We start from the raw sequence: 19,783 nt of genomic DNA on the forward strand, positions 1-19,783 counted from the left end.
GGTGGCTTAGAAATCCTTGCACAGGCGCAGCGCGTCGTAGATCGCAGCATGGGTGTTGCGCTGGGATACGCAGTCGCCGATGCGGAACAACAGGTAGCCCTCCCCCGTCTCGCTCAGGCACGGCTGCGGCTTGATCGCGAACAGCGCCTCAACGTCGATCTGGCCCTTGTTGCGCGAACCTTCCTTGAGCCCGTAGTAGAGCTCCTCGTCGGGACGCACGCCGTTTTCCACCACCACCTGGTCCACCACCCGCTCTTCGCGGGCGCCGGTGTATTCGTTCTCCAGCACCGCCACCAGTTTGTCGCCCTCGCGGTAGACCTTCTCCAGGGTCAGGTCCCCGGTCATGATCACTTCCTTGGGGTACAGGCTTCGGTAGTAGGTGGGGAACGAGGTGCCGCCGACGGCGATACCCGGCTTGATGTCATCGGTGACGATCTCCACTTGCGAACCCTTGTCGGCGATGAAGTCGGTGACCGACATGCCGGTGAACTCGCAGATGGTGTCGTACACCAGCACGTTCTTGCCCGGCGCCACCTTGCCGTCGAGGATGTCCCAGCTGCTGACCACCAACCCTTCGGCGGCGCCCCAGTGCTCGTTCTGCTCGATGAATGGATGGCCGCCCACGGCCAGCACCACCACGTCGGGGCGCAGGTCGAGGATGGTCGCGGTGTCCGCCGCGGTGCCCAGGCGCAGGTCGACTTTCAAGCGCGCCAGTTCCAGCTGATACCAGCGGGTAATGCCAGCGATCTGATCCCGTTGCGGGGCCTTGGAGGCGGTGGTGATCTGCCCGCCAATGGCTTCTTTTTTCTCGAACAGGGTCACGTCGTGGCCACGTTCGGCGGCAACGCGAGCGGCTTCCATACCGGCAGGACCGGCGCCGACCACCACCACCTTGCGCTTGATGCCGGTGGTTTTCTCGATGATGTGCGGCACGCCCATGTATTCACGGGAGGTGGCGGCGTTCTGGATGCACAGCACGTCCAGGCCCTGGTACTGGCGGTCGATGCAATAGTTGGCGCCGACGCACTGCTTGATCTGGTCGATCTGGCCCATCTTGATCTTGGCAATCAGGTGCGGGTCGGCCATGTGGGCGCGGGTCATGCCGACCATGTCGACGTAACCGCCTTCGAGAATCCGCGTGGCCTGGTTAGGGTCCTTGATGTTCTGTGCGTGCAGCACCGGGACCTTGACCACTTCCTTGATGCCCGCCGCCAGGTGCAGGAACGGCTCCGGCGGGAAGCTCATGTTGGGGATCACGTTGGCCAGGGTGTTGTGGGTGTCGCAGCCCGAGCCGACCACGCCGATGAAGTCCAGCATGCCGGTGTCGTCGTAATACTTGGCGATCTGCTTCATGTCCTCGTGGGACAGGCCGTCCGGGTGGAATTCGTCGCCGCACAGGCGCATGCCGACACAGAAGTCGTCGCCCACTTCAGCGCGCACCGCCTTGAGCACTTCCAGGCCGAAGCGCATGCGCTTCTCGAAGGTGCCGCCCCATTCGTCGGTGCGCTTGTTGACCCGCGGGCTCCAGAACTGGTCGATCATGTGCTGGTGCACCGCCGACAGTTCGACGCCGTCCAGGCCGCCGGCCTTGGCCCGACGCGCAGCCTGGGCGTAGTTGCCGATCACCCGCCAGATCTCTTCCGGCTCGATGGTCTTGCAAGTGGCGCGGTGCACCGGCTCGCGCACCCCGGACGGCGACATCAGGGTCGGCCAGTTGAAGCCGTCCCAACGCGAGCGCCGGCCCATGTGGGTAATCTGGATCATGATCTTGGCGCCATGCTTGTGCATGGCGTCGGCCAGGTTCTGGAAGTGCGGGATGATGCGGTCGGTGGACAGGTTCACCGAGCTCCACCATTCCTGGGGGCTGTCGATGGCCACCACCGAGGAACCACCGCAGATGGCCAGGCCGATGCCGCCCTTGGCCTTTTCTTCGTAGTACTTCACATACCGTTCAGTCGTCATGCCGCCGTCGGTGGCATAGACCTCAGCGTGGGCGGTGCTCAGCACACGGTTGCGGATGGTCAGTTTGCCGATCTGGATCGGCTGGAACATCGCTTCGAAAGCCATTTTTCTTAACTCCGCTTACAACGGTTTGACGACGAACAGGCCATCGTCGTGGCCTTCTTCGGAACCACCGTAAACCTGCTCTGCCACGGTGCTGATCGTGCTGCCACGGGCGGCCAGGATCTGGTCCATGGCGCCGGCGAACCAGCCGGTGAACATGTAGTCGACCTTGCGCCCGACCTTGCCGTAGACGTAGACGAACGCCGAGTGTTCGAGCTTGACGCTGGCGGTGCCTTTATCCAGGTCGATGTCCTGGATCTTGAACAGCCCCCAGCCGCGCTGGGACAGCCGCTTCATGTAGTGCTCGAACACCGCGACGCCTTCCAGGCCGTGGCATTCGGCTTCCTTTTCGCACCAGTGCCAGGCGGACTTGTAGCCGGCCTTGTAGAGGATCTCGGCGTAGGCCTCGGCGCCCAGGACTTCCTCGATGCCCATGTGGTTGTTGACGAAGAAGTGCCGCGGCACGTAGAGCATCGGCAGGGCGTCGGAGGTCCAGACACCGGTTTCGCTGTCGACTTCGATAGGCAGTTGCGGGGCGATCTTGGCCATGTTTCAAAACTCCGGAATTCTGTGGATAAGTACGTCTGTAGCCGCTGCCGCAGGCTGCGAAAAGGCTCGAAGAGCCTTCCGAGGGCCGCAAGAGCGTGTCTCCTTCGGAGCCGATCGCAGCCTGCGGCAGCGGCTACAGGAATGTGCTGTGGGGGGTGGCCTTATTCGCCCCAGACGTCCTTCAGGACGCTGACCCAGTTCTCGCCCATGATCTTGCGCACCACGCGCTCGCTGTGGCCGCGCTTGAGCAGGGTCTCGGTGAGGTTGGGGAACTCGCCCACGGTGCGGATGCCCAGGGGGTTGATGATCTTGCCGAAGTTGGTCAGGCGCCGGGCGTAGCCCTTGTCGTGGGTCAGGTATTCGAAGAAGTCCTGGCCGTGGCCCTGGGTGAAGTCGGTGCCGATGCCGATGGAATCCTCACCGACGATGTTCATGGTGTATTCGATGGCTTCGGCGTAATCGTCGATGGTCGAATCGATGCCCTTGGCCAGGAACGGCGCGAACATGGTCACGCCGACGAAACCGCCGTGGTCGGCAATGAATTTAAGCTCGGCGTCGGACTTGTTGCGCGGGTGCTCCTTGAGCCCCGACGGCAGGCAGTGGGAGTAGCAGACCGGTTTCTTGGATTCGAGGATCACTTCCTCGCTGGTCTTGGAACCGACGTGGGACAGGTCGCACATGACCCCGACGCGGTTCATCTCGGCGACGATCTCGCGGCCGAACCCCGAGAGCCCGCCATCACGCTCGTAGCAGCCGGTGCCCACCAGGTTCTGGGTGTTGTAGCACATCTGCACGATGCCCACGCCCAGCTGCTTGAACACCTCGACGTAGCCGATCTGGTCTTCGAAAGCGTGGGCATTCTGGAAGCCGAAGAGGATGCCGGTCTTGCCCACTTCCTTGGCCTTGCGGATATCCGCGGTGGTGCGCACCGGCATCACCAGGTCGCTGTTTTCGCGGATCAGTTTCTGGCTGGCGGCAATGTTGTTGACCGTGGCCTGGAACCCTTCCCAAACCGACACCGTGCAGTTGGCTGCGGTCAGGCCGCCCTTGCGCATGTCCTCGAACAGCTCGCGGTTCCACTTGGCAATGATCAGCCCGTCGATAACGATGCTGTCGGCGTGTAATTCGGCTGGGCTCATCAGGCTGTCCCCTTATTGGCGATTCATGCGCCGAATCGTCTGCCGGCGCTTTGGGGTCAGCATATGCTTGAGGGCCGGGGCGCCTGGGTGCAAAAACGACAGGGGAATTGCCGAAAGCGTCAAGACCCGACAAAGGGCCGGATGTGGGGGCATGGCGCCCTCTGTTCTTTGCCTGGGGCTTGCGCCAGAATTCGCCGCTTCAACGAAAGCTTCACTGGATGAGGGGCAGTGCTGCAATGAAACCGATCTTCCTGGCCTTGATATTGATAGCCACCGGCGTACAGGCGGCCGAAGAGGCCGACAGTACGCCCTGCGACGGCGTGGAACACGACGTGCAGACCCTGGAATGCGCGACCTACAACCGCACCACCGCCGAGCAGTTGCTGAGCGACAACGTGCAAAGCCTGCTGGAACGCCTGGGCACCCTGTACGGCAATGACAAGGCGCAACTGGCCGACATCAGCGCCAAGGTCAAGAACGCCCAGCAGCTGTGGCAGAAGCAGCGGGACGCCGACTGCGCAGTGGAATCCTTCCCAGCCAAGCCCGGAACCAAGGCCTACACCATCGCCACCAACGATTGCCTGGCGCGGATGAGCGACGAGCGCTCGGAGTTCATCGAGTCCATCGCCCAGGAATGACCCGCTAGCGCTGGTAGGAGCGGGCTTGCCCGTAAAAAACGCCCTGCCGAACCCGGTGCGGCGGTTGCGACGGTTTCGCGAGCCAGCTCGCTCCTGCAAGCCGGGTCAACGCCGGGTCAGGCGCCGCCGCGAAAGCATGAGACGCCCCAGGCGGTGAGCTTGAACGGCAGGTGGTAGTGCTGGCGCGGGTCGTCCAGGCCGAAGCGGTAGACCAGCACATCCAGGAAGGGCTGCGTGGGCAGCACCTGTCCTTGCTGGCGATAGAACGCCGCCACGTCCAGTTCCACCTCGTAAAGGCCCGGCCCGAAGCTGGCCGCGCACGCTGGCAGGCCATCCAACAGGCCATTGCTGCCGATCCGCCCCTGGCACAACCACTCGCCGCCCAGGCGCCGCACCCGTACCGCCATGCCTTCGGCCACCTGGCCGCTGGCGACATCCACCACGTGGATGGACACCCCGCCACTCATTTCCAGAACCCCACATGGGCCCGGGACGCTTCGTGTTCCAGCATCGGCCCCAGCACCGGGATCTGCCGCTGCCCGCGGGCAAAGACTTCACGGCACGGCAGGGAAAAGGTCGGGTTTTCCGGGTGGTCGCCGGTCAGTGCCAGCAAGGCGTGTTCGGACAGGGCGTAGACCACCCGACCAATCCCGGTCCAGTAGATGGCCCCGGCGCACATGCAGCAGGGCTCGGCGCTGGTGTACAGGGTGCACTGGGCCAGCTCCTCGGGGCCCAGGAGCCTTGCGGCCTTGGCGGCAGCGGCGAGTTCGGCGTGCTGGGTCGGGTCGCCTTCGGGAGGCATGGAGTTGTTGCCGGCACTGGCAATGATCTTGCCGTTGCGGTCCGCCACCAGGGCGGCGAACGGGTGGCGACCACGGGCCTTGGCCTCTTCGGCCAGTTCAATGCTCTGGCGCAGCAGTTGCAAGTCCAGCTGGCTGACGCCGGCAGGGATGGGGGAAAGAACCTGGGTCATTTGACCTCCTTTTCATGGACAGGGGCCCGCCGGGAAAAAGCGGGCCTGATAGCAGTCTTCAGTCACCAAGCCCGGCCTGGGCGGCCAGTTCTTGGGCCGCAGACATGCGCGGATTGAGCAGCAGGTTGAGCACGATGGCGGTGAGGGCGCCGAGGAAGATGCCGCTTTCCAGCAGCAGTTTGAGGGGGCCGTGGGCCTGGGCGAACAACGCCGGAAAGGACATCGGCAGCACGCCGACACTGACCGACACGGCGACGATGATGCCGTTGCCAGTGCCCTCGAACCTCACCCGTGACAGCTCCTGGATGCCGGCCACGGTGGTCATGCCGAACATGACGATGGCGCAGCCCCCCAGTACCGGGGTCGGCACCGCAGCCACCAGCGCCCCGAGCTTGGGAAACAGCCCCATGAGCACCATGATCGCGCCGGCTGCCGCCACCACGAAGCGGCTCTTGATCTTGGAGAGCGCGATCAGTCCGGTGTTCTGGGTGAAGGCGTTGTAGGGGAAGCTGTTGAACAGGCCGCCGAGCAGGGTGGACAGGCCGTCGGCGCGGAAGGCGTCCCCCAGGGTGAGCTGGGTGGTCGGCTTGCCGGTGAGCTTGCCAATGGCCAGGCAGTTGCCGGTGGTCTCGGCCATGATCACCAGCATCGCCAGGGTCATGATCAGGATCGGCATCAGGGAGAATTGCGGAGCCCCGAAGGCCATGGGCGGGCTCAGCTCGAACCAGGCCGCTTCGCCCACCTGGGCAAAGTGGGTCATGCCGCAGGCCGCAGCGATCAGGCTGCCCACCAGCAGCCCGATCAGCACACTGAGGTTGCCGATAAAGCCGGAGAACTTGCCATAGATCACCAGGGTCACCGCCACCGTGGCCAGCCCCAGCAACAGGTTGGCCGGTGCGCCGAAATCCTCGGCGGCGGGGTTGCCGCCCCCCAGCCAGACGGCCGCCGCCGGCATCAGGGAAATGCCGATGATGGTGATCAGGCTGCCGATCACTACCGGTGGAAAGAACCTCAGCAGACGGCTGAACAGCGGAGCCAGGGCAATGGTCAGGACCCCAGCGGCGATCACCGCGCCGAACACCTCGGCCAGGCCGAACTGCTTGCCGATCATGATCATCGGCGCCAGGGCAATGAAGGAGCAGCCCTGGATCAACGGCAAGCGTGCGCCGAAGCGCCAGAAGCCCAGGGTCTGGATCAGGGTGGCAACGCCGGACGTCAGCAGGTTGGCGTTGATCAGTAAAACCACCTGGGCCGCAGTCAAGCCCAGGGCATTGCCTAGAATCAACGGCACCGCCACCGCACCGGCATACATCACCAGCACATGCTGCAGGCCGAAGGTGAACAACTGGCGAACGGGCAGGACCTCGTCCACTGGGTGAACCCGGGGAATGTTCATGTCGCAGATCTCCTGAAAGTGCAGCTCTTGTTGTTGTTCTGGCAGGCATCCGGGGGCAATGCCCCGGCAGGATGTACGAACGTCGGCGCCCATGATCTGTGCTTGAATACGATGCAACAAATGAGCAGCCATCGTTTTTAACGATGGATTGGACAAGCCTGTCCTGGGGTCGGGAGACGCGATGCGCTTTTCACTGGAACAACTGCAGATGTTCGTTCAGGCCGCACAAACCGGCTCGTTCTCGGCCGCTGCCCGCAAGCTGGGCAAGACCCAGTCCACGGTCAGCGTGGCCATCGCCAATCTGGAGGCCGACCTGGGAGTGGAGTTGTTCGACCGCAGCAGCCGCAGCCCGGTGCTGACCGCCAGCGGAAAGAAGATGCTGCTGCAGGCCGAGGCGGTGCTGGAGCGCTGCCTGACCCTGCAAGCCAATGCCGACTGTCTGTCGGAAGCGCTGGAGCCGCAGTTGTCCATCGTGATCGAAACCCCTTACGGCCCGCTGATGCCGGTCTTGCGCGAGTTCGAGCAGGCCTTCCCCTATGTCGACCTGCTGATCCGTCATCCGCTGTCCGGAGATGCCAGTGAGCTGGTGGCCCGAGGCGATGCGGTGCTGGGGATCGCCTTTTCGCAACCGGGCTATCCCCAGGAGCTGGAGTTCCAGCAGATGGGCAAGCTGATCATGTTGCACGTCTGCCACCCGGATCATCCCCTGGCCCGGCTGGACAACGTGACCTTCGACGACCTGCATGGGCATCGGCGCCTGGCCTTCAGCGCCCACGCCGACAAGCTGCCCAGCAGCGAGTACCTGCGCTGCAGCCAACTGTGGCAGGCGGAAAACTACCTGGCGCTGCTGGAAATGGTCCGCGCCGGCCTGGGCTGGGCCACCCTGCCCCGGCAACTGATCCAGCGTGAACTGGCCAAGGGCGAGCTGGTGGAGCTGCAACTGGGGGCGTATCCCTACACCGACTGGCTGGTGGGCGTGGACCTGCTCTGGGCCCGGCAACGAGTGATGGGCAAGGCCGAACGCTGGCTCAAGGAACGCCTGCTGCGGCACAAGGTGTACGAAGTGGATCGGCGCGGACAGTCCACGACCTGGTAACGCTGGCGCGGGCAACAAAGGGACAAGGTTCTGAGCGTGGCCCGACCCCGCAAGAGCACCCGGGAAAAAATTGCCGCCGTCTTCGGTATACGCGCCGACCAGTTGGAACTGTAAGCTGCGCCCCACTCAACGATTGAAAGGGTTACTCATGAGCATCTGCGGTATCGAGATCAAGGGCAGCGAAGCCATCTTCGCCCTCGCCTCCCTGCAAGACGGCGCACCGCACCACCAGGCGCTGGCCATCAAGAAGATCGCCCTGGAAGACGACGATGACGCGGGCAACGTTCGCGACTTCGCCGCCCGGATCGACGCCTTTGTCCGTGAACACGGGATTACCCGCATCGCCATCAAGAAGCGCAGCAAGAAAGGCGAATTCGCCGGCGGCCCTACCACCTTCAAGATCGAAGGCGTGCTTCAGTTGCTGGATAATTGCGAAGTGACCCTGCTGTCGCCGCAAACCATCAACGCCCAGCACAAGAAGCACGGCTTCGAGCTGGGGGCGAGCCTCAACAAATACCAGCACGAAGCCTACAAGACCGCCTGCGCGGCCTTGCTGAAGAAATGATCCTGAGGCCTTGCTTGGCGGTCTAACGCCAAACATCCAGCGCGCCTGAGATCCTCACCGCTCGCAACGAAACCTGTAGCCGCTGTCGAGCCATGGCGAGGCTGCGACAAGGACCGCAGGGCCTTGCTTGGCGGCCTAACGCCAAACATCCAGCGCGCCTGAGATCCTCACCGCTCGCAACGAAACCTGTAGCCGCTGTCGAGCCATGGCGAGGCTGCGACAAGGACCGCAGGGCCTCGCTTGGCGGTCTAACGCCAAACATCCAGCGCGCCTGAGATCCTCACCGCTCGCAACGAAACCTGTAGCCGCTGTCGAGCCATGGCGAGGCTGCGACAAGGACCGCAGGGCCTCGCTTGGCGGTCTAACGCCAAACATCGCACCTGAGATCCTCGCGTCCCTGCGGGCGGGCCGTTCGCAGCCTGCGGCAGCGGCTACAGTTGGCGCCGATAATGCTGCAGCCAGTCGGCGAATGAATTGTCTTCCAGGGCATAGGCGCCCCGGCTGGACTTCCACACCAACTCCTTTTCCCGCAGGGCATCGATACAGGCTTGCACCGTCTGGGTGCCCGGTTGCGTATCGCTGCCCATGGCCTGCAACGCCTTGGCCACCGCCGCCAGGGTGTCGTCGGTAAAGGGTGCGAACGGCAGGTTGTTGCGCGAACGCTCCACCATCACTTCCAGCACCGCCCGCTGGGACAGGGTCAGACCGTTCCAGGCGCTTTCGAATTCGCTCCAGACCCCGGCGCGGAGAATCTCGGCGCTGCTGCGCAACAACTCGTTGAGCTGGCTCGCTTCCCCCAACTCCAGGGCCACCTGGCCAATGATGCTGCGCAGCATTTCCGGACGCCGGCCAACCCATTCGAAGGCCTGGTCCAGATCATCGGCATTGAACTGGTTGGTGGGCGCCAGATGAGCGTTCAGATGGGCCGTGTAGGCCTTGGTGAAATCCCGTCCCAACAGCGGGAACGGGGTGATGCTCGAACCAAAGAACGGCTGGTTACGGTTGAGCACCAGATGGGCCAGCTTGTCGCGATTGGACCCGGTGAACACCAGGCGCAGGCCGCTGGTGTCCAGGTCCCGCCCCTGATTGAGCTGATCCCGGGCCGCCTTGAGCGCGAACATGGCATTCAACCCGGCCTCCGAGCTCAAGGCATGCTGGGCCTCGTCGATCACCAGGACCACCGTCTTGCCCGCGGCGCTGTGGAGCAATTCCAGGGCCTGGGTCAGGGTCGCGCCTTCGGGCAACTGGGACTTGCTGAAGTCCCAGGACAGGGTGCGCAGAAAACTGAGCTTCTCCACCCCGAGGGACTTGGCCAGTTTGCGAATGCCTTTCTCGAAAGGCACCAGCGCTCCGGCAATGGCCGCGGCGATCAGCTCGGCGGGGTCTTTTTCGCGATTGGCCCAAAGGTCGACATAAACCGCCAGCCAGCCACGGCTCTGGCATTCGGGCAGCAGGTCCTCGCGCAGAAAGGTACTTTTCCCGGTGCGCCGAGGCGCCGCCAGGAACAGCCCCGAGCTGTAATCCTGAATCCCCGACCCCACCAGGCCATCGGCAATATTGAGCGCCAGAGCAGGACGACGAAACACGAAACCGGTGTTTTTCGACATGGTTTTATACTCAATTATTGCCAGGACTATAATTTATAGCCGCGAGTATAATTGACTATAAACCCCTGTCAAACCGACTCCTGGCCGCTCCCCAGCAGGCGTCGGTCTTCCCGCGGACAATTCACAAAACGCGCGCGGTAACTGCGGGTGAAGTAGGACGGCGACTCAAACCCGCAGGCGATGCTCACCTCCAGCACGCTCATGTCGGTCTGGCGCAGCAGTTGCCGGGCCTTCTCCAGGCGCAGGCCCAGATAGAAGTTGCTCGGGGTGTCGTTCAAGTGCAGGCGGAACAGCCGCTCCAGCTGACGCCGGGTGACCTTGATCGATTCCGCCAGGGCCAGGGTGCTCAGGGGCGGCTCGCTGTGTTGCTCCATCTCGCCGATCACCTGCACCAGTTTCTTGTTGCTGATGCCGTAGCGGCTGGCGACTTCCATGCGCTGGTGGTCCTTGCGCGGGCGGATGCGCCCCAGGACGAACTGTTCGCTGACCTGGATCGCCAGTTGCGGGCCGTGGGCCTGGGCGATCAGGTCGAGCATCATGTCGATGGACGCGGTGCCACCGGCACAGGTGATGCGCCGACGATCGATCTCGAACAACTCCTGGGTCACGCTCAACTGCGGATAAGACTCCTTGAACGCCTCGATGGCCTCCCAGTGCAGGGTCACCCGGTGCCCCTCCAGCAGCCCGGATTCCGCGAGGATCACGCTGCCGGTGTCGATCCCCCCGAGAGTCACGCCCTCCACGTCCAGGCGCCGCAGCCAGTGTTCCAGGGCGGGACTCAGGCACTTCAACGGCTCGAAACCGGCCACCACCCACAAGGTTGCGCCCTTCTTCAGCGGCTCCAGGGCCGCGTCGACATTGACCGACATACCGTTGCTGGCCAGCACCGCGCCGCCGTCGGCGCTGAGCACATGCCAGCGATACAGCTCGCCACGAAAACGGTTGGCTACCCGCAGTGGCTCGATGGCGGAAATGAAACCGATGGCGGAGAACCCCGGCATCAGCAGGAAGTAGAAGTCCTGGGACATGCAACGCACTCCGGTGACGGCCAGCGTGGGCCCTGTGATACGCCAAATGCCCCCCTGCCACAAGGGGCCAGGTCGCTGCAGTGCAAGAGTCGGTCGCCGCTGTGCGTTTACCGCCGGCGACGCCTGCGTACCTTGAGCTCACCGACGCACCAAGACGCCGGGATCGACAATAACAACCTGCCGAGGGAACCCACATGAAACGACTGATCAGCCGCTGTGTGCTTGCGCTTAGTGGTAGCGTTTTTCTGACGTCGGGAGCCATGGCCGCCGACGCCCCCAGTTGCCAGAACGTACGCCTGGGCGTGGTCAACTGGACCGACGTGATCGCCACCAGCGCCATGACCCAGGTCCTGCTCGACGGCCTCGGCTACAAGACCAAGCAGACCAGCGCTTCGCAGCAGATCATCTTCGCCGGCATCCGCGACCAGCGCCTGGACCTGTTCCTCGGCTACTGGAACCCGCTGATGACCCAGACCATCACCCCGTTCGTCGACGCCAACCAGGTCAAGGTCCTGGCCGAGCCCAGCCTCAAGGACGCCCGCGCTACCCTGGCCGTCCCCTCCTACCTGGCCGACAAGGGCCTGAAGACCTTCGCCGACATCGCCAGGTTCCAGAAGGAGCTGGGGGGCAAGATCTACGGCATCGAACCCGGCTCGGGAGCCAATACCCAGATCAAGGACATGATCGCCAAGAACCAGTTCGGCCTGGGCAAGTTCCAGCTGGTGGAGTCCAGCGAGGCCGGCATGTTGTCGGCGGTGGCCCGGGCGGTGAAACGCAATGAAGCCATCGTGTTCTTCGGCTGGGCGCCGCACCCGATGAACGTCAACTTCAAGATGACCTACCTCAGCAGCAGCCAGGACGCCCTGGGCCCGAACGAGGGCCAGGCCACGGTCTGGACCGTCACCGCGCCGAACTATGCCGAGCAGTGCCCGAACGTGCACCGGCTGCTGACCAACCTGACCTTCAGCGCCGAGGACGAGAGCCGGATGATGCAGCCGCTGCTGGAGCACAAGGACGCCCTGGAGTCCGCCCGGCAATGGCTCAAGGACCACCCGCAGGACCAGCAGCGCTGGCTTGAAGGGGTGACCACCTTCGATGGCAAGCCGGCCGCCGAACACCTGCAACTGACCAGTAAATAAACCACCCACACTCGCGCCCCGCAGCCCGCCCAGGGCTGCGCACGGCCACCCCACGCCCCCAGCAAACATGCCTGTAAGGAACCGCACCATGAACCACGACGTCATCATCACCTGCGCACTCACCGGTGCTGGCGACACGACCGCCAAGAGCCCCCATGTGCCGGTCACCCCGAAGCAGATTGCCGCCGCCGCGGTAGAGGCCGCCAAGGCTGGCGCCACGGTGGTCCACTGCCACGTCCGGGACCCTGCGAGCGGCAAGTTCAGCCGTGATGTCGCGCTGTACCGCGAAGTCATGGAGCGCATTCGCGAGGCCGACATCGACATCATCGTCAACCTCACCGCCGGCATGGGCGGCGACCTGGAGATCGGCGCCGGCGAGCATCCCATGGAGTTCGGGCCCAACACCGATCTGGTCGGGCCGCTGACCCGCCTGGCCCATGTCGAGGAACTGCTGCCGGAGATCTGCACCCTGGACTGCGGCACCCTCAACTTTGGCGATGGCGACACCATCTACGTGTCCACCCCGGCCCAACTGCGGGCCGGCGCCAGGCGCATCCAGGAGCTGGGGGTGAAAGCCGAGCTGGAAATCTTCGACACCGGACACCTGTGGTTCGCCAAGCAGATGATCAAGGAAGGCCTGCTGGACAACCCGCTGTTCCAACTGTGCCTGGGCATTCCCTGGGGCGCCCCGGCGGACACCACCACCATGAAGGCCATGGTCGACAACCTGCCGGCGGATGCGGTCTGGGCCGGCTTCGGTATCGGCCGCATGCAGATGCCCATGGCCGCGCAAGCGGTGCTGCTGGGGGGCAACGTGCGGGTCGGCCTGGAGGACAACCTGTGGCTGGATCGCGGCGTGCTCGCCACCAACGGCCAACTGGTGGAACGGGCCACGGAGATCCTCAGCCGCCTCGGGGCCCGGGTCCTGACCCCGGCCGAGGGCCGCCAGAAAATGGGCCTAAAGCAACGCGGCTGACCCCAATCCACCTCTCTGCGCAGGAGCGAGCTTGCTCGCGAAGAGGCCGTCACATCAGACCCCGTAGCAGCCAGCTTGCCGACGAAGGGGCCCGCAAAGCCGCCAAGCGCTTCGCTGGCAAGCCAGCGCCTACAGACTCTTTTTTCAGGAAGACGCGATGACTTTTATCACCAACATCAAAACCTTCGCCGCTCTGGGCAGCGGCGTGATCGGCAGTGGCTGGGTGGCCCGCGCCCTGGCCCACGGCCTGGACGTGGTGGCCTGGGACCCGGCCCCCGGAGCCGAAGCCGCCCTGCGCCAGCGGGTCGCCAACGCCTGGGGCGCTCTGGAAAAACAAGGCCTGGCCCCCGGAGCCTCGCCACAGCGCCTGCGCTTTGTCAGCACCATCGAAGAGTGTGTGAAAGACGCCGACTTCATCCAGGAAAGCGCTCCCGAGCGCCTGGAACTCAAGCTGGAACTGCACAGCAAGATCAGCGCCGCGGCCAAGCCCGACGCCCTGATCGGCTCCAGCACCTCGGGCCTGCTGCCCAGCGAATTTTTTGAGGGCTCGACCCACCCGCAACGCTGCGTGGTGGGTCACCCGTTCAACCCGGTGTACCTGCTACCGCTGGTGGAAGTGGTGGGCGGCCGGCACACCGCACCTGAGGCGATACAGGCGGCGATCCAGGTCTATGAATCCTTGGGGATGCGCCCCTTGCATGTGCGCAAGGAAGTCCCGGGCTTCATCGCCGACCGTCTGCTCGAAGCCCTGTGGCGCGAAGCCTTGCACCTGGTCAATGACGGGGTGGCGACCACCGGGGAAATCGACGACGCGATCCGCTTTGGCGCCGGCCTGCGCTGGTCGTTCATGGGCACCTTCCTCACCTACACCCTGGCCGGAGGCGACGCCGGCATGCGTCACTTCATGGCCCAGTTCGGCCCGGCGCTGCAACTGCCCTGGACCTATCTGCCGGCCCCGGAGCTGACCGACAAACTGATCGATGACGTAGTCCAAGGTACCGCCGAGCAACTGGGCAACCACAGCATTTCGGCCCTGGAGCGCTATCGTGATGACTGCCTGCTGGCGGTGCTGGAGGCGGTGAAAACCACCAAGGCCAAGCACGGCATGCACTTTCACGACTAACCCAACCCCCGTAGGAGCTGGCTTGCCAACCAATAGGCCCTCAAGCCAGGCGCAAACCCAACGGACGCCTTCGCCGGCAAGCCGGCTCCTACCGTTATCCGGTGATCCTATGCCTGCCCTGACCACCTACAGCACCCGCATCATCAAAGACTGGGTCGACTACAACGGCCATCTGCGTGATGCCTTCTACCTGCTGATCTTCAGCTATGCCACCGATGCCTTGATGGATCGCCTGGGGCTCGACAGCGACAACCGCGACGCCAGCGGCCACTCGCTGTTCACCCTGGAACTGCACCTGAACTACCTGCACGAGGTGAAGCAGGGCACCGAGGTCGAGGTCCATACCCAGATCATCGGCCACGACCGCAAGCGCCTGCACCTGTATCACAGCCTGCACAAGGTCGGTGATCCCCAGGAGCTGGCCGGCAACGAACAGATGCTGCTCCACGTCGACCTCGCCGGCCCCCGCTCCGCGCCGTTCGACGAAGCGGTGTTGCAGCGCCTGCAAACCATGGCGGCCGAGCAGGCCGAGCTGCCGCGCCCCACCTACATCGGCCGGGTGATTGGCCTGCCAACGGAAAAATGACAACAAGCCCGAAAAGGAGATCGCCGTGAACATCGCCGCCCTTGCCGACTATCGCCGTTATCCGCTGATCAGCCCGTTGAGCGCCGTCCAGGTACTGCCGGACCGGGTCCAGGTGCACTGGGCCGATGGCCGCCTCAGCCCCTTTCACCATCAATGGCTGCGGGACAACTGTCCCTGCCCGGAATGCGTCTACAGCGTGACCCGTGAACAGGTACAGGAAATCGTCGATGTGGCCGAGGACCTCGGCTGCCACGGGGCGCACATCGACAGCCAGGGTTGCCTGTGCCTCGAATGGTCGGACGGCCACCGTAGCCGCTTCGATCCCGGCTGGCTGCGGGCCCACGCCTATGACGAGCAATCCCGCGAGGAACGCCGCGCCCACAAGGCGCACAGCCAGTTGTGGGACAGCAGCCTGCAACTACCGGTATTCGAGTATCAGGCCCTGATGGACGATCCTGCGGCTCTGCTGCAATGGCTGCTGGCCCTGCGCGACACCGGCCTGACCCAGGTCCGGGGCGCCCCCACGGAACCCGGTTCGCTGGCGCTGATCGCCCGACGTATCTCGTTTATCCGCGAGAGCAACTTCGGCGTGCTGTTCAACGTGCAATCCAAGGCCGATGCCGACAGCAACGCCTACACCGCTTTCAACCTGCCGCTGCACAGCGACCTGCCCACCCGCGAGCTGCAACCGGGGCTGCAGTTCCTGCATTGCCTGGTCAATGACGCCGTGGGCGGCGAAAGCATCTTCGTCGACGGCTTCGCCATCGCCGATGCCTTGCGCCGTGAAGACCCAGAGGCCTTCCTGACACTGTGTGAAACACCCGTGGAGTTTCGCAACAAGGACCGCCACAGCGACTACCGCTGCCTGGCGCCGATCATTGCCCTGGATGCCCTGGGTCGGGTGGCGGAGATCCGCATGGCCAACTTCCTGCGGGGGCCTTTCGACACCTCGGTGGAGCAGATGCCCAGGCTGTACCACGCTTACCGTCGATTTATCGCCATGACCCGAGAGACGCGCTTCCGGGTCATCCGCCGCCTCGACCCGGGACAACTCTGGTGCTTCGACAACCGCCGGACCCTGCATGCCCGCAACGCCTTCGACCCGTCCAGCGGCGCCCGGCATTTCCAGGGTTGCTACATCGACCGCGACGAGCTGCTCTCCAGAATCCTGGTGCTGCAGCGCTGATCCCCATCCCACCAGCCACCGGCTCCCCACAGGAGCCGGCTGGCCAGCGAAGCTTGCCGGCAAAACCTCCACAGGCAAAAAAAAGCCCCGATCAAGCCGTGACAGGATCGAGGCAGGGACTACTGCTGAGGAGCTGCGGTGAGAAGGTGACCAAACCAACACGACGCGAGCTGGTTGCAGTCTGCCCACTCTGCCTGCTCACGAGTTAGCCGAAAACGACCTGCCCGTAGGCAATAGGGCCATTGCAGGGGTTCAGATGTCCTCGGTATAGAACACCACCGTCACGTAGAAATAGCCGATCTTGTACCAATCCCGGCGCTGGTTGTAGGGCGTCTCTTCAGAGCCCATGCCGATCTGATAACGACGCCCGGTCTTCTTATCCCTATAGGAAATGAACCCCTTCGTTTCCCAGCCGCAGCAGACAAACTTGAGCCCCTCCTGCAGCCCCAGTTCCCGCTGCAGATAGCGCTCTACCTGATGGGCATCCTGACCTTTGACCCGATACCTCGCGGTCAGCGGTGCGCCCTGATCCTCGGGCTGCGACTCACAGTGAAAAAACTCCAGGGATTTCGGCGGATCGGTCATGGCCCGCAAAAAATCGCCATACTCGGTGGCTGCCGCAGCCGCGCTGCAAACCATCCACAACAAACAGGACAAACCCAGGTTGAACATCACTTTCATCCACTACAGCTCCCTATTTTTTTGCCCCAACGGCCATCCTGCCCACCCCCGCCGCTTGCGGCGGGGGTCCTTGAGTGCCAGCACGACTCAATATCCACCCTTATGCAAGCCCGGGCCATCACACGCAAGCGCCGCGAGACTTGATTGACCGTCTTTTTCCAGACGCTGTTGCAACCGGCCATAAGCCATCGAGTTAGCCGAAAACGACCTGTTCATAGGTAAACAGGCCATCGCGACCATCTGCCCTTGCCGCCACCCGGACGGCCAACCAGAATCGACTGACGACCACGTTACCTGAATAAGGATGAGCGTCATGATGCATGCGGATTTGATTGATCAGGACGACCTGCTGGGACAACTCCGGGCCCTGGGTTTCGAGATGCCCGCAGGCGCCAGCGCCGAGCAGGCCTGTGAATGTGCGGTGCGCGGTTTGAGCGATGCACGGGCCAAGGCGCTCAAGGGCATGGTGGAGCAGATGCTCACCGGTAATGCGACCATTCTTCCCGCGGTGCGCCAGGCCATTGATCGCCAGTTGCTGCCGGCCCTGGCCGAGTACCTGCAGCAAAAACGCGCGTGAGTCTCCCTGTGCCCTGAGCGGATTGCTAGAGTGCGCGTCCCTCTGGCGAAAACAGGCAAGCACTCATGATCCCGATACAGCCCGGCTCATCCGCCGACGCGGCCAGTTGGCTGCAATTGCGCCTGGGCCTGTGGCCCGACTGTCCGCCAGAGGAGCACCTGGCCGAAATCCGCCAGATGCTGGCCGCCCCCCAGCGCTATGGCTGCTGGCTGGCCTTTGCCCAGAACGGTGAAGCCATCGGCCTGGCCGAGGCGGCGCTGCGCCACGACTACGTCAACGGCACCGAGAGTTCGCCAGTGGTGTTTCTCGAAGGAATCTATGTGGCTCCCGAGCACCGTCGCCAGGGCGTTGCCCAGCAACTGATCGAGCAGGTCAGCCAGTGGGGACGCCAGGCCGGGTGTGTGGAGATCGCGTCTGACACCAGCCTGGACAATCTGGCCAGCCAGACACTGCACCACGCGCTGGGTTTCGAAGAAACCGAACGCGTGGTGTATTTCAAGAAGCGTCTGTGACTACAGACGCACGCTGGCGAAGGTCGACTCGTTGCGCGCCTGACTCAAGGCCGACAGCGGGCCGGACAGCGGCGCCAGGACCATGGCTTGCGGCAGCGGCATCATTGCCACCTGCTGGGTGGTGTTGGAACCGATGCGCTCGTCACGGGGTGGAATACCGAAGTACTCGCGGTAGCACTTGGAGAAGTGTGGCGTGGAAACAAAGCCACAGACCGACGCCACTTCGATGATCGACATCGGCGTCTGCTTGAGCAGTTGCCGGGCACGGATCAACCGCAGCTTGAGGTAGTAGCGCGACGGCGAACAATGCAGGTACTTCTGGAACAGCCGCTCCAGCTGGCGCCGGGACACGGCCACGTACACCGCCAGTTCATCCAGATCGATCGGCTCTTCGAGGTTGGCCTCCATCAGCGCAACGATTTCCTGGAGCTTGGGTTGGTTGGTGCCGAGCATGTGCTTGAGGGGCACGCGCTGGTGATCCTGTTCGTTGCGGATGCGCTCGTAAACGAACATCTCCGAGATCGCCGCCGACAACTCACGGCCATGATCGCGGCTGATCAGGTGCAGCATCATGTCCAGTGGCGCGGTGCCGCCGGAGCTGGTGAAACGGTTGCGGTCGAGGGTGAACAGGCGGGTGCTCATGGCCACCCGGGGAAAGGCTTCCTGCATCGACGCCAGGCATTCCCAGTGCACGCTGCAATCGAAGCCGTCCAGCAGGCCGGCGCAGGCCAGGGCCCAGCTGCCGGTGCACACCGCGCCGAGGCGGCGCGACTGGCGGGCCTGGCTTTGCAACCAGGACACATGTTCACGGGTCACGGTGCGCTGGATGCCGATGCCGCCGCAGACGATCACGGTGTCGAGGCTGGGGGCTTTGTGCATGGAGGCGTCGGGGGTGATTTGCAGACCGTCACTGGCCCAGACTTGACCGCCATCGACGCTGAGGGTGGTCCAGCGATACAGCTCGCGGCCGGACAGTTGGTTGGCCATGCGCAGGGGTTCGACTGCGGAGGCCAGGGAAATCAGCGTGAAATTGTCCAGCAGCAGAAAGCCGATGGATTGAGGCGCACGGTTCTGGGGTTGGGCCCCGGAGTTGAACGACGTCATCGCGATATCTCCTCACACAAAGCGGGTGATGGCCTCAGGCGGAGGCTCTTTTTATGTGCCCTGCGACTCATCGGAGGCGGGCTTGATATTCACAGAGCAATTGCCATGCCTAAAGTTGAATGGGCATTCAATAACTCCTGAAAACGACGTCGCGACGCGTCTATATAGCCCTTGGCAATGTGCGGATAAGAAGCGCCGAAAGGCGCGGCGCACAGGCGCCGACAAAAGCGGTGAGCAGTTAGGTAGCACTTGGGCCGCCAAGGCGTTGCGCCGAGACCGGCGAGTGTCACTCAAAGCACAGCGCGCCGACCCACCGACTGGTCCGCCGGCGCACCGGGCAACTTGTCTATTCGCGACGCGCTAAAAGGTGGCGCGCGATGGCCCGAGTGAGCCATTTGCGCGCGCCGACGTCCCTGGTTCGCATGCGGCTGGCCAGCGAAGGCGGCTCAGCATTCCACCGCGCTCACGGCCAGGCCACCACGGGACGTCTCTTTGTATTTGTCGTGCATATCGGCGCCGGTATCGCGCATGGTGCGGATCACCCGGTCCAGGGAAATGAAATGCTGGCCGTCACCGCGCAAGGCCATCTGCGCGGCATTGATCGCCTTCACCGCGGCAATCGCGTTGCGCTCGATGCAGGGCACCTGCACCAGCCCGCCCACCGGGTCGCAGGTCAAGCCCAGGTTGTGCTCCAGGCCGATTTCCGCGGCGTTGCACAACTGCTCGGGGCTGGCCCCGAGAATCTCCGCCAGCCCCGCCGCCGCCATGGCGCAGGCCGAACCCACCTCCCCCTGGCAGCCGACTTCGGCCCCGGAGATCGAGGCGTTCTTCTTGCACAGGATGC

21 protein-coding genes and 1 pseudogene are annotated in these 19,783 nt (G+C 63.8%); 11 read left to right on the forward strand and 11 right to left on the reverse strand.

What is annotated here, in order from left to right; translation table 11 throughout:
- Positions 1–6 precede the first annotated feature (6 nt).
- The 3 genes from dgcA to J5M73_RS20430 form a co-directional block, all read right to left on the reverse strand.
- Positions 7–2,067, reverse strand: a complete 2,061-nt coding sequence (gene dgcA, locus J5M73_RS20420) for a dimethylglycine demethylation protein DgcA (RefSeq protein ID WP_102861997.1) — start codon at positions 2,065–2,067, stop codon at positions 7–9.
- 15 nt (positions 2,068–2,082) lie between these two features.
- Complete coding sequence (locus tag J5M73_RS20425; protein ID WP_102861998.1) at positions 2,083–2,613, reverse strand: DUF5943 domain-containing protein; 531 nt, start codon at positions 2,611–2,613, stop codon at positions 2,083–2,085.
- 161 nt (positions 2,614–2,774) lie between these two features.
- Positions 2,775–3,752: a dipeptidase gene (locus J5M73_RS20430; RefSeq protein ID WP_102861999.1), complete on the reverse strand. Its 978-nt coding sequence runs from the start codon at positions 3,750–3,752 to the stop codon at positions 2,775–2,777.
- 236 nt (positions 3,753–3,988) lie between these two features.
- On the opposite strand from J5M73_RS20430, the gene J5M73_RS20435 reads away from it, so the two are divergent.
- Entirely contained in the window at positions 3,989–4,390 is a 402-nt protein-coding gene (locus tag J5M73_RS20435; protein WP_102862000.1) for a lysozyme inhibitor LprI family protein, read from the forward strand.
- 116 nt (positions 4,391–4,506) lie between these two features.
- Here J5M73_RS20435 and J5M73_RS20440 read toward each other — a convergent pair whose 3' ends face one another.
- Genes J5M73_RS20440 through J5M73_RS20450 form a run of 3 tightly spaced genes read right to left on the reverse strand, consistent with a single transcriptional unit; the run spans position 4,507 to position 6,759 of the window.
- The gene (locus J5M73_RS20440; protein ID WP_180988538.1) at positions 4,507–4,845 is read right to left on the reverse strand and encodes a hydroxyisourate hydrolase; all 339 of its coding nucleotides are present in this window, start codon (positions 4,843–4,845) and stop codon (positions 4,507–4,509) included.
- Between the two features lie 8 nt (positions 4,846–4,853).
- Positions 4,854–5,363 carry a nucleoside deaminase gene (locus J5M73_RS20445; protein WP_102862002.1) on the reverse strand — a complete coding sequence of 170 codons (510 nt, stop codon included), beginning with the start codon at positions 5,361–5,363 and terminating at the stop codon, positions 4,854–4,856.
- Positions 5,364–5,421: 58 nt separating this feature from the next.
- Entirely contained in the window at positions 5,422–6,759 is a 1,338-nt protein-coding gene (locus J5M73_RS20450) for a nucleobase:cation symporter-2 family protein (protein ID WP_102862003.1), read from the reverse strand.
- A gap of 181 nt (positions 6,760–6,940) precedes the next feature.
- Between J5M73_RS20450 and J5M73_RS20455 the strand changes: the two genes are divergently transcribed.
- The 3 genes and pseudogenes from J5M73_RS20455 (at position 6,941) to J5M73_RS20465 (ending at position 8,420) form a co-directional block, all read left to right on the forward strand.
- Entirely contained in the window at positions 6,941–7,855 is a 915-nt protein-coding gene (locus tag J5M73_RS20455; RefSeq protein ID WP_102862004.1) for a LysR family transcriptional regulator, read from the forward strand.
- A 33-nt stretch (positions 7,856–7,888) separates the two neighbouring features.
- Positions 7,889–7,969 (forward strand): annotated as a pseudogene (locus tag J5M73_RS20460) (transcriptional regulator); the annotation flags it as partial.
- Between the two features lie 34 nt (positions 7,970–8,003).
- Positions 8,004–8,420, forward strand: coding sequence for a DUF3010 family protein (locus tag J5M73_RS20465; protein ID WP_102862005.1), 417 nt, complete (start codon positions 8,004–8,006; stop codon positions 8,418–8,420).
- Positions 8,421–8,851: 431 nt separating this feature from the next.
- On the opposite strand, the gene J5M73_RS20470 is transcribed toward J5M73_RS20465, so the two are convergent.
- Positions 8,852–10,027: an AAA family ATPase gene (locus J5M73_RS20470; protein WP_102862006.1), complete on the reverse strand. Its 1,176-nt coding sequence runs from the start codon at positions 10,025–10,027 to the stop codon at positions 8,852–8,854.
- Between the two features lie 68 nt (positions 10,028–10,095).
- Complete coding sequence (locus tag J5M73_RS20475; protein WP_102862007.1) at positions 10,096–11,055, reverse strand: GlxA family transcriptional regulator; 960 nt, start codon at positions 11,053–11,055, stop codon at positions 10,096–10,098.
- A 194-nt stretch (positions 11,056–11,249) separates the two neighbouring features.
- On the opposite strand from J5M73_RS20475, the gene J5M73_RS20480 reads away from it, so the two are divergent.
- From J5M73_RS20480 to J5M73_RS20500, 5 genes are all read left to right on the forward strand, one after another.
- Positions 11,250–12,194 (forward strand): choline ABC transporter substrate-binding protein, encoded by a 945-nt coding sequence (locus tag J5M73_RS20480; RefSeq protein WP_102862008.1) that lies wholly within the window; start codon positions 11,250–11,252, stop codon positions 12,192–12,194.
- Positions 12,195–12,282: 88 nt separating this feature from the next.
- Positions 12,283–13,170: a 3-keto-5-aminohexanoate cleavage protein gene (locus J5M73_RS20485; RefSeq protein ID WP_102862009.1), complete on the forward strand. Its 888-nt coding sequence runs from the start codon at positions 12,283–12,285 to the stop codon at positions 13,168–13,170.
- Between the two features lie 157 nt (positions 13,171–13,327).
- On the forward strand, positions 13,328–14,293 hold the full coding sequence (locus J5M73_RS20490) for an L-carnitine dehydrogenase (RefSeq protein WP_102862010.1): 966 nt from the start codon (positions 13,328–13,330) through the stop codon (positions 14,291–14,293).
- A 109-nt stretch (positions 14,294–14,402) separates the two neighbouring features.
- Positions 14,403–14,879, forward strand: coding sequence for a thioesterase family protein (locus tag J5M73_RS20495; RefSeq protein ID WP_102862011.1), 477 nt, complete (start codon positions 14,403–14,405; stop codon positions 14,877–14,879).
- A gap of 25 nt (positions 14,880–14,904) precedes the next feature.
- Positions 14,905–16,065, forward strand: coding sequence for a gamma-butyrobetaine dioxygenase (locus J5M73_RS20500; protein WP_102862012.1), 1,161 nt, complete (start codon positions 14,905–14,907; stop codon positions 16,063–16,065).
- 252 nt (positions 16,066–16,317) lie between these two features.
- On the opposite strand, the gene J5M73_RS20505 is transcribed toward J5M73_RS20500, so the two are convergent.
- Entirely contained in the window at positions 16,318–16,746 is a 429-nt protein-coding gene (locus J5M73_RS20505; RefSeq protein ID WP_207816058.1) for a DUF4952 domain-containing protein, read from the reverse strand.
- 313 nt (positions 16,747–17,059) lie between these two features.
- On the opposite strand from J5M73_RS20505, the gene J5M73_RS20510 reads away from it, so the two are divergent.
- Together J5M73_RS20510 and aac(6') are read left to right on the forward strand one after the other, a co-directional pair.
- Positions 17,060–17,323 carry a hypothetical protein gene (locus J5M73_RS20510; RefSeq protein WP_025131152.1) on the forward strand — a complete coding sequence of 88 codons (264 nt, stop codon included), beginning with the start codon at positions 17,060–17,062 and terminating at the stop codon, positions 17,321–17,323.
- Positions 17,324–17,388: 65 nt separating this feature from the next.
- The gene (gene aac(6') / locus J5M73_RS20515) at positions 17,389–17,835 is read left to right on the forward strand and encodes an aminoglycoside 6'-N-acetyltransferase (RefSeq protein ID WP_102862014.1); all 447 of its coding nucleotides are present in this window, start codon (positions 17,389–17,391) and stop codon (positions 17,833–17,835) included.
- Here aac(6') and J5M73_RS20520 read toward each other — a convergent pair whose 3' ends face one another.
- Positions 17,836–18,939 (reverse strand): GlxA family transcriptional regulator, encoded by a 1,104-nt coding sequence (locus J5M73_RS20520; RefSeq protein WP_060841469.1) that lies wholly within the window; start codon positions 18,937–18,939, stop codon positions 17,836–17,838. It lies immediately after the preceding gene.
- 446 nt (positions 18,940–19,385) lie between these two features.
- Positions 19,386–19,783, reverse strand: a 398-nt coding sequence (locus J5M73_RS20525; RefSeq protein ID WP_207816059.1) for an L-serine ammonia-lyase, iron-sulfur-dependent, subunit alpha, incomplete at its 5' end; no start/stop codon positions are given.

This window comes from Pseudomonas sp. 50_B, assembly GCF_017491625.1.
In the GTDB taxonomy this organism is placed as follows: Bacteria; Pseudomonadota; Gammaproteobacteria; order Pseudomonadales; family Pseudomonadaceae; genus Aquipseudomonas; species Aquipseudomonas danubii.